Raw genomic sequence first — 13,620 nt, forward strand, 5'->3', positions numbered from 1 at the left:
GTTGCATGCCGCGTCCATGCTGAGATGGCGCGCGCCAGCAGCCCCGTTGCTGTACAGCGGCTTGTGGCAGCAACGACGTCTAACGCCTCTGTACCCGAACGCGCACAAGGAGCACGCACGATGCCGCTCGATTCAGTTACGCCTGTTCTCTCCGGCGAAGACCTTCGCCTGCTCAATGCATGGTGGCGTGCCGCGAATTACATTGGCGCGGCACAGATCTTTCTGAAGAGCAACCCGCTGCTGCGCGAACCGTTCACGCCGGAGAACATCAAGCCGCGGCTGCTCGGACATTGGGGCACCACGCCCGGGCTGAACTTTGTCTGGACGCACCTGAATCGGCTTATTCGCCGGCACGGCCTGGACATGATGTTTATCGCCGGTCCAGGCCACGGCGGAGCGGCGGTGCTGGCGCAAACGTGGATGGAAGGCTCATTCACCGCGCGCCACCCAGAGATCACGCAGGATGGCGAGGGCCTTGGCCGGCTGATGAAGCAGTTCAGCTGGCCCTATGGCTTTTCCAGCCACGTGGACGTGTCGACGCCGGGCGCGATCCACTTCGGCGGCGAGCTGGGGTATTCACTGCTGCACGCGACCGGCGCGGTCTTCGACAATCCGGACCTGATCGTAGCCTGCGTGGTGGGTGACGGCGAGGCCGAGACTGGGCCGTGCGCCGGCAGCTGGCAAAGCCACCGGTTTCTCGATCCTGCGCGGGATGGCGCGGTGCTGCCCATTCTGCACCTGAACGGGTACAAGATCGGCAATCCAACGGTGCTTGCGCGCATTCCGGAAGCGGAGCTCGAGCAGTACTTTGTGGGTCTGGGATACCGGCCGCACTTTCTTTCAGGCTCCGACCCGGCGGAGATGCATCCGCGCATGGCGGAGGTGCTGGAGCGCATGCTGGGGGAAATTCGCGCGATCCAGCAGGAAGCGCGCGGCGGCAAGAAGGTGGTGGATGCGAAGTGGCCGATGCTTGTGCTGCGCACGCCCAAGGGCTGGACCGGCCCCGCAACCATCGACGGCAAACCGGTGGAGAACACGTGGCGTTCGCACCAGGTCCCGATCGACAAGCCCCAGACTAACCCGGAGCACCTGAAGGCACTGGACGCTTGGCTGCGCAGCTATAAGCCGGAAGAGTTGTTCGATGAACAAGGCCGTCTCTGCCCGGAGCTGATGGCCACCGCTCCCGATGGGAACCGTCGCATGGGCATGAATCCGCATGCAAATGGTGGCGAGCTGCTGCGCGATCTGGAGATGCCCGCCTTCCGTGACTATGCGGTCGATGTGCCAGCGCCCGGTACGGTCAAAGCGATTCCCGCCAAGATCGCCGGCGATTTCCTCCGCGACATCATCGAGCGCAACCCGGACAATTTTCGCCTGGTTGTGCCTGACGAACTCATCTCAAACAAGCTGGACGCGACGCTTGAGGTGACCGGGCGCGAGTGGGAAGAAGAGCAGCTGCGCACCGACATGGCGCTAAAGAGCGGCGGCCGCGTGATGGAGGTGTTGAGCGAGCACCTGCTGGAGGGCTGGCTGGAGGGCTACCTGCTGACGGGACGCCACGGCCTGTTCAACAGTTATGAGGCGTTCATCAACATTGTGGATTCCATGGTGAACCAGCACGCGAAGTGGCTGAAGCTGGCGAATGAGATTGAGTGGCGCAAGCCGATCGGCTCGCTCAATTACCTGCTCACGTCGCACGTGTGGCAGCAGGATCACAACGGCTTCACGCACCAGAGTCCCGGCTTTCTGGACCTGGTTGCGAACAAGAAGCCCGGCATCGCGCGCATCTACTTGCCGCCGGACGCGAACTGCCTGCTGAGCGTGCTGGACCACTGCCTGCGCAGCCGCAACTACATCAATGTGATCGTCGCCGGCAAGCAGGAGACGCTGCAGTGGCTGACCATGGAAGAAGCTGCCAAACACTGTGAGGCGGGGGTGGGCATTTGGCCGTGGGCCGGTAACACGCGTGCCGATGAGACGCCGGACGTGGTGATTGCCGCGGCGGGCGATGTTCCCACGGTGGAGGCGATCGCGGCGGCGCAGATCTTGCGCGAACGGATGCCGGAGTTGAAGGTTCGCTTCGTCAACGTGGTTGACCTGATGACGCTTTCCAGTGCGCATCCGCACGGTTTGAGTGACGACGAGTTTCTGCGCATCTTCACAGAGGACAAACCCGTGCTGTTTGCTTTTCACGGCTATCCCGCGCTGGTTCACCAACTAACCAGCGAGCGGCCGAATCGAGGCACGTTTCATGTGCGCGGTTACATGGAGGAGGGTGCGGCCACGACACCGTTTGACATGACGGTGCTCAACCATCTGGACCGCTTTTCGCTGGTGCAGAGCGCGATCCGCATAGCGGGTGCGAACCGCAAGGGCGCGAAGGAATTGAACGTCTGGCTGGATGAGAAGCTTGAACAACATCGAGAGTTTGTGCGGGAGAACGGGATCGATCAGTCAGAAATACGCGAGTGGAAGCTGAGTGCGTAGGCGGCAACCGGCAGGCGCGGTCGGTCGCAATGCTTGATTGATCGCGCATGTTGAAGCGGTCACCAGGAATTTCGCACAAGTGTAATTTCGCTGGGTGAGATGGCATTGCGCACCGCTGTTGATGCACATGGCAAGGCCATGTCGCAACCGGGCAGGGTACGGCGGTGCATCTCGAAACGCGCTGCCTACGTCTCTTCTGCATCGTGGGGAATGCAAAACGCAGCCGCTTGGATCGTGGCACTCGCGGGCCGCTTGTGTTTGCGGCTGCGCTGGTGCTTGTCACGGCGTTGTGGCTGCTCTTCACGGGATCGTTTAAGCCCCACGAGTCGATCGCGGGTGCCGCCAGTGTTGCAGGCACCATGGTGTTTCTGACGATTGTGTATCGCCATGAACTGCAGGGCATTGATCTACGATGGAACGACGCGCTGGCGCTGTGGCGCGCACCGTGGTACGTGATCACCGGTATCAGCGAGATCACACTTGCGCTGTTGAAGGACCTTGCCGGGCAGCGCGCCGAATCGATTTTTCGGGTTTGCGGCTTTCACACAGCAAAGGCCGACCCACACCTGGTCACGCGGCGTGCGCTGGCCACGGCGTACACCAGCGTCGCGCCCAACTTCATTGTGATCGGGATCGACTACCGCCAGAGCCGCATGCTCTTTCACCAGATTCAGCGCAGCGCGGTACCGCGCATGACAAAGAATCTGGGTGCCGAGGTCGGTTCAAGAGAAGGCGCCGCCGGCGATTCCGCCGCACGATCTGAAGCGCCGGAGCAAGCGCGATGAACCTGTGGATGTGCGCCGGCGTGGCGGTCAGCGCGGCGCTGCTGCCGTGCGCGGACATGTGCCTGCGCGGGCCGGTGGAGCGCCGCCTGGCCGGTATGGAGATGACGGCGTTTCTCGTCATCTTTGCCATGGTGCTGTTCACGGTGGGCCGGCATCGTCTGCCGTTCATTGACCTGCCGCTCGCGCTGATGGTCATGTCGTGCGGCGGCACGTTTGTCTTTGTGCGCTTTCTGGGGCGGCACCTGTGACGGCGTGGACCCTTGCGCAAGCCGTACTGCTTGGCATTGTTGTGCTCTCGTGCTGGCTGGGGGTTCTGGGCACGTGGCGCATGCGCGATGCGACGCAGTCTCTGCACTTCATCACCCTTCCCGCTACGGCCGGAGCGGTCGCGCTGACCGCTGCCGTTTTCATCGCGACAGGGAATGGGATTACGGCGTGGAAAACCGTGCTGATCGCCATCGTGATGATCACGTTGAACTCGGTCGGCATGCACGCCAGTGCGCGTGCGTTCCGGGCTCGCCAGCTAGGCCACTGGGAACCGCGCAACGGCGATTCCTTTGAATGGGTGCGCGCCGGTGTGGAAGAGGAGCCCGGCAAATGAACTGGTTCGGAGCTGCGCTGCTGTTGCTGGTTGCCGTTGCTGGATTGGGTGTGGTGCGCACCCGCGATGTGACGGAGCAGGTGGTCTCGCTGGGCTTCTTCGGGCTTGTCATGGCGCTTACGTTTTTCTTCTTTCAGGCACCTGACGTTGCGCTCTCGCAAATCGTGGTCGGGGCCGTCGCGTTGCCGCTCATGATCATGCTTGCGATCTCTCGGATGAAGATCCGCAAGCTGGCCACGGAAGCTCAGAAGCAGGGAGACGGGCATGACTGACCGCACACGCGCGCGCTGGGTCTTTCTGCCGCTGCTGATTTTTGGCGGGCTCTATGCCTTCAGCAGCTTGAACATGCCCGCGTGGGGCGAGTATCGCGGCCCCTATGGCGACGCGATCGCGCACCTGGCCGTGTACGAACGCCACGCCACCGACGTCGTCAACGCAATCAACTACGACTACCGCGCCTTTGACACCCTGGGCGAGGAGTTCATCCTGTTTACCGCCGTGCTTGGCGTGACCATGCTGCTGCGCCGTGAGGAGGGGACGCCCGTGAAGCCGGTGGGCAAAGTCGTCGACGCGCCACGCCTCAGCGCCGCTGTCCGCCTGACCACATTTCCCGCGGTCCTGCTCACGGTGATTTTTGGCATGTATATCGGCCTGCACGGCCAGCTCACGCCAGGTGGCGGTTTCCAGGCTGGCGTGATCCTGGCCACGGCGCCGTTGCTCATTTATCTGAGCGAGAATACGAAGGCTCTTCGGCGTATCACTTCGCACCCGGTGTCAGAGGTCATCGAGGCCATTGGAGCGGGCGGCTATGCCGTGATCGGCCTTGCGCCCCTGGTCATGGGCGCGCCGTTGCTGACGAACGTTCTGCCGCTCGGCGTTACGGGCGATGTTTTTTCCTCCGGCACCATCGCGCTCATCAGCGTGTCGGTTGGGGTCGAGGTCACGTGCTCTTTCCTGGTTGTCACCTGCGCCTACCTGGAAGAGATCATCACGGGCCAGGCGCCGGAGGCGTAGGCATGCCGCATCTTCTTCACGCGTGGCCGTACCTGGTTGCCGCATGGCTTTTCTGCTGCGGCCTTTGGGGCATCGTGACCAGTCGCCATCTGGTGCATGCGGTGGTGTGCCTCGCCATTCTGCAAAGCTCAACCTATGTGCTGTTGCTGGGCATCGGGTTCCGCGTGGGTGGCACAGCGCCTGTGTTCGCCGACATCGATCCGCACACGCTTACGGTGGATCCCGTGGTGCAGGCGCTCATGCTGACAGATGTGGTGGTGGAGGCGGTCGTGGTTGCGCTGCTGCTGGCCATGGTTGTGAAGGCGCATGAGCGGTCTGGATCCGTTTCGCCCAGCGATCTGCGCACGGTACGCGGATGAGCGCAATGAATGCTCTGCCGGCACTGCCTGTCGCGCTGCCGCTGGTGGGTGCTGCCGTGATGGCGGCCACGCGCAAGTGGCTGCCGCGTCTCTTGGCCGATGTTCTGGGGATTACCTTCGCGTCGGGCACGCTGCTGGCGTGCGTGCTGCTGCTGCGCCTGGTGCTGCGCGGCCCGCTCACGTACTGGCTGGGCAACTGGCATCCACGTGGCTCCGTGGCGCTTGGCATTGCACTGGTGGCTGAGCCGGTCGGCGCCGGCCTGGCGACGCTGGCAGCATTTCTGACGCTGCTTGCGCTCATCTATTCGTGGCGCAGCATCGATTCGGGTTCGAATCACATGCAGCCGTTGCTGCTCATCTTTCTTGCGGCCATGTGCGGCTTCTCGCTTACCGCGGACCTGTTCAATCTGTTCGTGTTTTTCGAGCTGATGAGCACGGCCGCTTTCGCCCTGTGCGGTTTGAAGACGGCCGAACCCGCACCGCTGCAGGGTTCGTTCAACTTTGCGGTAACCAATACGGTCGCGGCGTTCCTGGTGCTTACGGGCATCGCGATGCTCTATGCCGTGACCGGCGCGCTCAACATGGCACAGATCGGGCTGGCGCTCGGTACGCGGCACGACCCGCTGGTGCTGTTTGCATTCACGCTGCTGACCTGCGGCTTTCTGACCAAGGCGGCCATTGTCCCGTTCCACCTGTGGCTGCCGGACGCCCATGCCGTCGCGCCGACTCCGGTCTGCGTGCTGTTTTCGGGCATCATGGTCGAGCTTGGCCTGTACGCCGTTGCTCGGCTTCATATTGTTCTGTTCGCCGGGTCGCTGGCGCCGCATGCTCACGCGGTGCAGCTTCTGCTGGCCGGCTTTGCGGCGGCCACGGTCGTGGTGGGCGGCGTCATGTGCTACGGCGAACACCACCTGAAGCGCATGCTGGCCTTTTCCACCATTTCGCACGCGGGCCTGATGCTGCTTGCCTTCGCCGTGGGCGGGCCGCTTGCGCTGACTGCGTTCCTGGCTTACCTGCTTGGACACGCACTGGTGAAGGCCAGCCTCTTTTTTGGCACTGGCATCCTGCTGCGCAAGGGCCGCGCCATTGGTGAGCGGGCGCTTTTCGGCTGCGGCAAGGGACTGCCGATCGCGGCGGCGTTGTGGTTCGCCGGCGGCCTTGGCCTTGCCGCCGCGCCGGGCCTGCTCACCTTTGTGGGCGAAGCAGCGGCCTCAACCGCCGCGGAAGAGCGTGCCCTGCATGGTGTTTCGCTGTTGTTTATTCTGGGCGGCACGCTCACGGCGGCTGCGGTGTTTCGTGTGGGCATGCACGTGTTTCTGGGCTGGGGCTCGGAACCGGTGACTGACGAGGCCGCGGAGGTGGGCGAGCTTCCGGAGGAGATCGATGCGAACGTGACCTGGTACCACCTTGCCGCGCCGGCCGCCTGCCTGGCCGTTGCTGCCGCATTGAGCGTCTGGTCTGGTTGGCGTCCCGCGCTTGAACACGCGGCATCGCAAATGGCCGCGCAGCCCGCGTTTCTGCATACGGTTTACACCGGCGCGGCGGGCACGGGCGAAGCGATCCACGATCACGGGCACTTGGGCGAAGCCGCGCTGCACGGCTCGCTGGCTGCGGCGCTCGCGCTTTTGCTGGCATTTTCGTCGGTGTTCCGCCGTCGGATTCCACGTTCGCTGCGCCTTGGCGCGCGGCTGGAGCATGGCGTTCCCTTGCTGCGCAATTGGCAGAGCGGTCACCCCGGGGATTACGTCTTCTGGCTCACCAGCGGCGTGGCACTGTTCGGCTCACTGGCTCTGCTCCTGCTGCGCCGCTAACTTTGCACGGCAAAGTCAAGACCGAGGTCAAGAGCGCGGACGCTATGCGTGAGCGCGCCGACACTGATCAGGTCGACGCCGGTTGCGGCGATGGCGGCGATGCGGTCGAGGCGGGCATTGCCGCTGGCCTCAACCAAGGCACGGCCGGCGATCTGTTGCACGCCGGCGCGTAGGTCTTCCAGAGAGAAGTTGTCGAGCAGGACGGTGTCGATGCCGGCGGCGAGCACGGGCTCAATCTGATCGAGGCGGTCCACCTCGACTTCGATGTGGGTCGTGTGCGGCAGGCGGGTCTTCATGGCGCGCAAGGCTTCCGTGATGTTGTCTGCGCCGTTTTCCGTGATGGCAGCAAGGTGGTTGTCCTTGACCAGGACGGCGTCTGAGAGCGAGAAGCGATGGTTGCCACCGCCACCGCAACGCACGGCGTAGCGTTCCAGGATTCGCAAACCGGGCGTGGTCTTGCGGGTGTCGACGATGCGGGCGGAGGTGCCTTCGGTGGCGGCAACGTAGAGGGCGGTTTGAGTTGCGATGGCGGACAGGCGTTGCGTGAAGTTCAGCGCGACGCGCTCTGCTTGCAGAATGGAGCGGGCAGGACCGGTGGCGGTGGCGAGGGTGTCGCCCGCGGCGAAGCGGTCGCCGTCGTGGAGGGTGAACTCGACGGCGACGTTCCCGAAGCTCTGCATCGCAAAGCGGAAGAGGTCCTCGCCGCAGAGGACGCCGGTTTCACGCGCGCGCAGGTGGGCGGTGGCTTGGGCTTCGGAGGGGACGAGGGATTGGGTGGTCAGGTCGCCCCAGGGTGCGTCCTCATCGAGCGCCATGCGGACGAGGCGCTCGATGTGGGAGGCGGAGGGACGTTGGAGATGTTCGGGCATGGCCGGTAGATCTACCTCGGCGGCTTCAGCCGCGGCGTTCGAGTGTGGGATGTGCTATCTCGGCTGTTGAAGCCGCTGCCCTCAGGGGGCTAAAGCCCAGAGCGTGAGCTGCCGTGGACGGCACAGCTAAAGCTGTGCCCTTCCGAAGCCGTGGCTGTTCCTTTCCGGAAGCCACGATTTGGATCATCGTCCTGTGGCCTGTGATTGCGGCGCGAGCGCGAGCATGCGTTCGAGGGCGATGCGTGCAGGTGCGGCAATCTGTTCGGGAACGGTAATCCGGTTCAGGACTTCGCCGCGCTCCAGACTTTCGAGCACCCAGGCGAGATAACTTGGGTGGATGCGGTACATGGTCGAGCAGGGGCAGACGATGGAGTCGAGGCAGAAGATGGTGTGCTGCGGATGCTCCTTCGCGAGGCGCTGGACGAGGTTGATCTCTGTGCCGATGGCGAAGGTGGTGGGCTCGGTCGCGGCCTGCACGGCTTTGCGGATGTAGTCAGTGGAGCCGGCCTCGTCGGCGGCGTTCACGACTTCCATGGTGCATTCGGGGTGCACGATGACGCGGACTCCGGGATGACGCTGGCGTGCCATGCCGATCTGGTCGACCGTAAATCGCTTGTGCACCGAGCAGAAGCCGTGCCACAGGATGATCTTCGCGCGCTGAAGCTGCTCGGGCGTGTTGCCGCCAAGCGGCTGGTCGGGGTGCCACACGACCATCTCGTCGAGCGGTATGCCCATGGCGACCCCGGTGTTGCGGCCTAGGTGCTGGTCGGGGAAGAACAGGACGCGCTCGCCGCGTTCGAAGGCCCAGCGGAGAACGCGGTCGGCGTTCGACGAGGTGCAGACCACGCCACCGTTTTCGCCGCAGAATGCCTTGAGGTTGGCGGCGGAGTTCATGTAGGTGACGGGGAGGACGGGGACGCGGCTTATGTTCGACACGTCTGCCGGGTCCGAAGAAGATGCGGGTTTCTCCGCTGCGGACGCACGGTGAAGCGGTGCGTCCTTCGGTAGAAATGACAAGTCGGTGGAAGGGTCGTTCGTTGTGATTGCTGTAGCACTGTTTGCCGCTGCCGCAGTGTTGCGGTCGCCGTAAAGGGCGGTCAGTTCTTCCCAGCAGTCCTGCACCGTGTCGATATCGGCCATGTCGGCCATGGAGCAGCCGGCGGCGAGGTTGGGCAGGATGACGGCCTGCTCGGGGCGGGCGAGGATGTCTGCGGTTTCGGCCATGAAGTGCACGCCGCAGAAGACGATCGCTTCGGCGTTGGGTTTGGTCCGGGCAGCCTGAGCGAGCTGGAAGCTGTCACCCACAAAGTCGGCGTACTGCACGATCTCGTCGCGCTGGTAGAAGTGGCCGAGCAGGACGACGCGGTCGCCGAGGGCGTGGCGGGCGGCGCGGATGCGGAGGTCGAGCTCGGCGGGCGAGGCACGGCGGTATTCGAGCGGAATCAGACCCTGGCGCGGCGCGGCGGCGGGCAGCGGGTCGGCGATGGAGGCTCCGGGACCATAGCCAGGCTCGGCATCGTGCAGCCAGGGACCGTCGGCAAGGCCGGCGGAACAGGTTTGGATTGGGCCGGTGGCGGGGGCCGGATCGGGAAGGTTCAAAACGACGAGAGGTGAGGTCTCGTTTTGGATGGGCACGGGCCACTCCTGAAGCGCCGGAGGCTGACGCCTTCCACCGTGGAAGTGCATCGCGGGCGCAAAACTACGTTACAGATGAGTGTAATCGGGTCGAGGATGCGACGGGTTGAAGTCGGAGGTGTCCCCGCGTTTGCGGCGGCGCTGAATGCCGCGATGGGCGGCAGCGATACATTCGATTGCCGGCTCTTCTAGACTGGCTGGGCTGCGTCAACAGCGCTGCAGGAGGTGGGCAGTGAGTTCAGGACCGACGCGTCGGCGGGTGCTGCAGTGGAGTGCGGGGTCGATGGCCGCCGCGGCGTTGCAGCGGACGCCGCTGGCGGGCGCTTCGTCAACCCCGAAAGCAGTGAGCACGGCGCTGGCCCCGCAGGCGTTTACGCCGCTGCCGCTGGGAGAGGTGCGGCCCGCGGGGTGGTTGCAGCGGCAGTTGCGTATTCAAGCCGACGGCATGACGGGGCACCTGTATGAGTTTTGGCCGGATGTGGGCCCGAACAGTGGATGGCTGGGCGGTGCGGGCGAGAGCTGGGAGCGCGGGCCGTACTACCTGGATGGCCTGCTGCCGATGGCCGTGCTGCTGGACGACGCGCGGCTGAAGACGCTGGCGACCCGCTTTGTGGACTGGACGTTGACGCATCAGCGGGCAGATGGGCAGATCGGCCCGGAGAGCAACGACGACTGGTGGCCGCGCATGGTCATGGTCAAGGTGTTGCAGCAGCATTTTGAGGCGACCGAGGATGCGCGCGTGCTTCCGCTGCTGACCCGGTACTTTCATTACCAGCTTGCCGCGATGCCGGCAAAGCCGCTGCACGACTGGGGCAAGTTCCGCTGGCAGGACGAGGCGTATGTGGTGCAGTGGTTGCATGGCCGGACCGGCGATCCGAAGCTGCTGGAAATGGTCGCTCTGCTGAAGCAGCAGGGCTTCGATTGGGTCGGCAGCTTTGCGGACTTTCCGTTCAAGCAGAAGGTCGATAAGAAAGCGATTCTGGAGGGAGTGGGCGGCGCGAACAACGCGCACGGGTACCAGAGCCATGGCGTGAACAACGGCATGGGCCTGAAGACGGCTGCGGTGGAAGCGCGCATGGGCGATGCGGCGGCGAGCCGGGCGGGCTTTTACCGGCAGATCGGCGCGCTGGATGAGTACCACGGCCTGCCGAACGGCATGTTCAGCTGCGATGAGCACCTGGCCGGGCGCAACCCGAGCCAGGGATCGGAGCTGTGCACGGTGGTGGAGACAATGTTCTCGCTGGAGATCGCGCTGGCGATGTTTGGCGACGCGGCGATCGCGGACCGGCTGGAGAAGATCGCGTACAACGCCCTGCCCGGCACGATCACGGCGGACATGTGGGCGCACCAGTACGACCAGCAGCCGAACCAGGTGCAGTGCAGCTTGAACTCGAAGCCGTGGGCGACGAACGGGCCGGAGTCGAACCTGTTTGGGCTGGAGCCGAATTTTGGATGCTGTACCGCGAACTATCACCAGGGCTGGCCGAAGTTTGTGGCGAGCCTGTGGATGCGTTCGGCGCAGGATGGGCTTGCCGCGGTCGCATACGGGCCGTGCACCGTGAACACGACGGTGCGGGGTGTGAAGGTTCGCGTGGACGAACAGACGGAGTATCCCTTCCGCGAAGGCGTGACGATGACGGTCGCGCCGGAACGGCCGGTGCGGTTTCCGCTGCACGTGCGCGTGCCGCAGTGGGCGGCTGGGGCGCAGGTCATGGTGAATGGAAAGCCATTCGCGGGGGCGGTGAAGGCTGGTAGTTTCGCCGTGATCGATCGTGAGTGGCGGGGCGGCGACCGCGTGAAGTTGCGGTTGCCGATGCAGCCGCGCATATCCCGCTGGTTCAACCAGTCGGTCGCGGTGGAGCGTGGACCGCTGGTGTTCGGCTACAGCCCGGGCGAGCACTGGGTCAAGCTGCGCGACCGCGGCATGACGGCGCACTGGCAGGTGTTTCCGGATCGGGGCTGGAATTATGCCCTGGCGGTGAATGAGCAGAGTGCGGCGGAGATTGCGGTGACCGAGGGCGAGATCGGGGCAGTGCCGTTCGCGCTTGAGAGCAAGACTGTGACGCTGCATGCGCCCGCGACGCTGCTGGATCGATGGCGAGCGGAGGATGGCGTCGCGGCACCGCCGCCGGTCATGCCGGGTAAGGGTGTGGCTTTGCTGCAGACCATCGATTTGCTGCCCTACGGCAGCGCACGGTTGCGGGTGACGGCGTTTCCGTCGTTGAAGGGGTAGAGATTGAACAGACGACGCATGATGAGTTGTGCTACCCGCCGCGAAGTTCTGCGGCGGGTCATCCTAGGCATGTTGGTGTGCATGGCTGCTCCGATAACGCAGGCGCAGGTGCTGCAGCAGCCGTTTGGGCCGAATGTGTTGGTGTTCACGCCGGGGCAGGACAGCGCGACGCAGGCGGCGATTAATCGCGTGTACGCCGGGCAGGAGCATGCGGAGTTCGGCAACGGGCGCTACGCGTTTCTCTTCGCGCCGGGCGAGTATCACGTGAACGTGCCGGTCGGCTTCTACACAGAGGTGCTTGGGCTGGGGCGGATGCCGGACAGCACGCACATCGTTGGCGATGTCCACGCGGATGCGGCGCTCAAGAACAACAACGCGACGACGACGTTCTGGCGCGCGGCGGAGAACTTCAGCGTCACGCCCACCCACGGCGATACGAACGGCACCCTGCAGTGGGCGGTGTCGCAGGCCGTCTCGTTCCGGCGCATGCACGTGCTGGGCGACATGGTTCTGCACCAGAAGCATGGGTGGGCAAGCGGCGGCTGGATGTCGGACACGCGCGTGGATGGCAACGTCGATTCGGGGTCGCAGCAGCAGTGGATCTCGCGCAATGCGGAGTGGCGCAGCTGGACGGGCGCAAGCTGGAACATGGTCTTCGTGGGGGTAAACCATCCGCCCGCGGGCGAGTGGCCGAAGCCGCCGTATACGCGCGTGACGACCGTGCCGGTCTTGCGGGAAAAGCCGTTTCTGCAGTGGGATGGGCGCGTCGCGTGGAGCGTGCGCGTGCCGGCGCTGCGACACGATACGCGCGGAGTGAGCTGGGCGGACGACGCGGCGAGCGGGCGTAGTCTTCCGCTGCGCGACTTCTACGTGACACAACCCGGGCGCGATTCGGCTGCAACGATGAACGCGGCGCTCCAGCGTGGCAAGCATCTGCTGCTGACACCGGGAACGTATGAACTGGACGCGCCGTTGCATGTGTCGCGGCCACGCACGGTGATCATGGGGCTTGGCTTCGCCACGCTGAAGCCGGTGCACGGCACGGCAGCAGTGCAGGTGGACGACGTAGACGGCGTGAGCGTGTCCGGCGTTCTGTTCGACGCGGGTGAGCAGGAGTCGCCGGCGCTGCTGGAGATTGGTAAGCCAGGCGTGCACCGGTCGCACGCAACGGACCCGATCGCGCTGTTTGATGTGTTCTTTCGCGTGGGTGGCGCGGCAGTTGGCAAGGTGAAGGCGTGCCTGGTAGTCAACAGCGACGACACGCTGATCGACGACATCTGGATCTGGCGCGCCGACCACGGCGCTGGCGTCGGCTGGACCAGCAACACCAGCGACAACGGGTTGATTGTGCGTGGCGATCGCGTGACCGCGTATGGGCTGTTTGTGGAACACCACCAGCAGTACCAGGTGCTGTGGAGCGGCAACGCCGGGCGCACGTACTTCTACCAATCCGAGATTCCGTATGACCCGCCGACGCAGGCAGCGTGGACGGATCCGAACGGTGCAAACGGCTGGGCGTCGTACAAGGTCACCGCGGCCTCGCATCAGGCGTGGGGGCTGGGCGTGTACAGCGTCTTCCGGCATCCGGACGTGGTGCTTTCGCGCGCGATTGAGGTCCCGCGTTCGCCGGAGGTGCAACTGCACCACATGATGACGACCGCGCTGGACACCCTGGGTGCGATCGAAAATGTTGTGGACGACGCGGGCGGACCGACGCAGACGAAGCCACGGACAACGCCAGAGGTGGCGGAGTTTCCAACACCGTAGCTGATCAGTTCCAAATTTGCGTCAAAGCGTTTCTCCAGGCAGGTGCTTCGTTCCGTTCC

At 64.5% G+C, this 13,620-nt stretch carries 12 protein-coding genes; 10 read left to right on the forward strand and 2 right to left on the reverse strand.

Annotated elements, in window-relative coordinates; translation table 11 throughout:
* Positions 1-120: 120 nt before the first annotated feature.
* From ACOFKT_RS17290 to ACOFKT_RS17325, 8 genes are all read left to right on the forward strand, one after another.
* Positions 121-2,487 carry a phosphoketolase gene (locus ACOFKT_RS17290; RefSeq protein WP_419805229.1) on the forward strand — a complete coding sequence of 789 codons (2,367 nt, stop codon included), beginning with the start codon at positions 121-123 and terminating at the stop codon, positions 2,485-2,487.
* A gap of 227 nt (positions 2,488-2,714) precedes the next feature.
* A complete protein-coding gene (locus ACOFKT_RS17295; protein ID WP_419805230.1) occupies positions 2,715-3,272 on the forward strand; it encodes a hypothetical protein in 558 nt (185 codons plus the stop codon).
* Positions 3,269-3,520, forward strand: coding sequence for a hypothetical protein (locus ACOFKT_RS17300; protein WP_419805231.1), 252 nt, complete (start codon positions 3,269-3,271; stop codon positions 3,518-3,520). Before ACOFKT_RS17295 ends, ACOFKT_RS17300 begins: the two co-directional genes overlap by 4 nt.
* Complete coding sequence (locus ACOFKT_RS17305; RefSeq protein ID WP_419805232.1) at positions 3,517-3,873, forward strand: cation:proton antiporter; 357 nt, start codon at positions 3,517-3,519, stop codon at positions 3,871-3,873. The genes ACOFKT_RS17300 and ACOFKT_RS17305 overlap by 4 nt, the downstream gene beginning before the upstream one ends.
* Positions 3,870-4,145 carry a DUF4040 domain-containing protein gene (locus ACOFKT_RS17310; protein WP_419805233.1) on the forward strand — a complete coding sequence of 92 codons (276 nt, stop codon included), beginning with the start codon at positions 3,870-3,872 and terminating at the stop codon, positions 4,143-4,145. The genes ACOFKT_RS17305 and ACOFKT_RS17310 overlap by 4 nt, the downstream gene beginning before the upstream one ends.
* A complete protein-coding gene (mbhE, locus tag ACOFKT_RS17315; RefSeq protein ID WP_419805234.1) occupies positions 4,138-4,887 on the forward strand; it encodes a hydrogen gas-evolving membrane-bound hydrogenase subunit E in 750 nt (249 codons plus the stop codon). The genes ACOFKT_RS17310 and mbhE overlap by 8 nt, the downstream gene beginning before the upstream one ends.
* A gap of 2 nt (positions 4,888-4,889) precedes the next feature.
* The gene (locus ACOFKT_RS17320; protein ID WP_419805235.1) at positions 4,890-5,246 is read left to right on the forward strand and encodes a sodium:proton antiporter; all 357 of its coding nucleotides are present in this window, start codon (positions 4,890-4,892) and stop codon (positions 5,244-5,246) included.
* The gene (locus ACOFKT_RS17325; protein WP_419805236.1) at positions 5,243-7,057 is read left to right on the forward strand and encodes a complex I subunit 5 family protein; all 1,815 of its coding nucleotides are present in this window, start codon (positions 5,243-5,245) and stop codon (positions 7,055-7,057) included. Before ACOFKT_RS17320 ends, ACOFKT_RS17325 begins: the two co-directional genes overlap by 4 nt.
* On the opposite strand, the gene nadC is transcribed toward ACOFKT_RS17325, so the two are convergent.
* The gene (gene nadC / locus ACOFKT_RS17330; protein WP_419805237.1) at positions 7,054-7,926 is read right to left on the reverse strand and encodes a carboxylating nicotinate-nucleotide diphosphorylase; all 873 of its coding nucleotides are present in this window, start codon (positions 7,924-7,926) and stop codon (positions 7,054-7,056) included. The two genes, ACOFKT_RS17325 and nadC, sit on opposite strands and share 4 nt — an antisense overlap.
* 183 nt (positions 7,927-8,109) lie before the next feature.
* Positions 8,110-9,561 (reverse strand): quinolinate synthase NadA, encoded by a 1,452-nt coding sequence (locus tag ACOFKT_RS17335; protein WP_419805238.1) that lies wholly within the window; start codon positions 9,559-9,561, stop codon positions 8,110-8,112.
* A gap of 232 nt (positions 9,562-9,793) precedes the next feature.
* Between ACOFKT_RS17335 and ACOFKT_RS17340 the strand changes: the two genes are divergently transcribed.
* Together ACOFKT_RS17340 and ACOFKT_RS17345 are read left to right on the forward strand one after the other, a co-directional pair.
* On the forward strand, positions 9,794-11,794 hold the full coding sequence (locus ACOFKT_RS17340; protein WP_419805239.1) for a beta-L-arabinofuranosidase domain-containing protein: 2,001 nt from the start codon (positions 9,794-9,796) through the stop codon (positions 11,792-11,794).
* 81 nt (positions 11,795-11,875) lie between these two features.
* Positions 11,876-13,561 carry a coagulation factor 5/8 type domain-containing protein gene (locus tag ACOFKT_RS17345; protein ID WP_419805240.1) on the forward strand — a complete coding sequence of 562 codons (1,686 nt, stop codon included), beginning with the start codon at positions 11,876-11,878 and terminating at the stop codon, positions 13,559-13,561.
* Positions 13,562-13,620: the final 59 nt, after the last annotated feature.

The sequence above is a fragment of the Terriglobus sp. genome, assembly GCF_965201105.1.
Lineage (GTDB): Bacteria > Acidobacteriota > Terriglobia > Terriglobales > Acidobacteriaceae > Terriglobus.

Bases quoted from the DNA above. Each gene is read 5' to 3' on its own strand.
- ACOFKT_RS17290 (WP_419805229.1), top strand. From the start codon at position 121: ATGCCGCTCGATTCAGTTACGCCTGTTCTCTCCGGCGAAGACCTTCGC.
- mbhE (WP_419805234.1), top strand. From the start codon at position 4,138: ATGACTGACCGCACACGCGCGCGCTGGGTCTTTCTGCCGCTGCTGATT.
- ACOFKT_RS17300 (WP_419805231.1), top strand. From the start codon at position 3,269: ATGAACCTGTGGATGTGCGCCGGCGTGGCGGTCAGCGCGGCGCTGCTG.
- nadC (WP_419805237.1), bottom strand. From the start codon at position 7,926: ATGCCCGAACATCTCCAACGTCCCTCCGCCTCCCACATCGAGCGCCTC.
- ACOFKT_RS17310 (WP_419805233.1), top strand. From the start codon at position 3,870: ATGAACTGGTTCGGAGCTGCGCTGCTGTTGCTGGTTGCCGTTGCTGGA.
- ACOFKT_RS17345 (WP_419805240.1), top strand. From the start codon at position 11,876: ATGGCTGCTCCGATAACGCAGGCGCAGGTGCTGCAGCAGCCGTTTGGG.
- ACOFKT_RS17320 (WP_419805235.1), top strand. From the start codon at position 4,890: ATGCCGCATCTTCTTCACGCGTGGCCGTACCTGGTTGCCGCATGGCTT.
- ACOFKT_RS17325 (WP_419805236.1), top strand. From the start codon at position 5,243: ATGAGCGCAATGAATGCTCTGCCGGCACTGCCTGTCGCGCTGCCGCTG.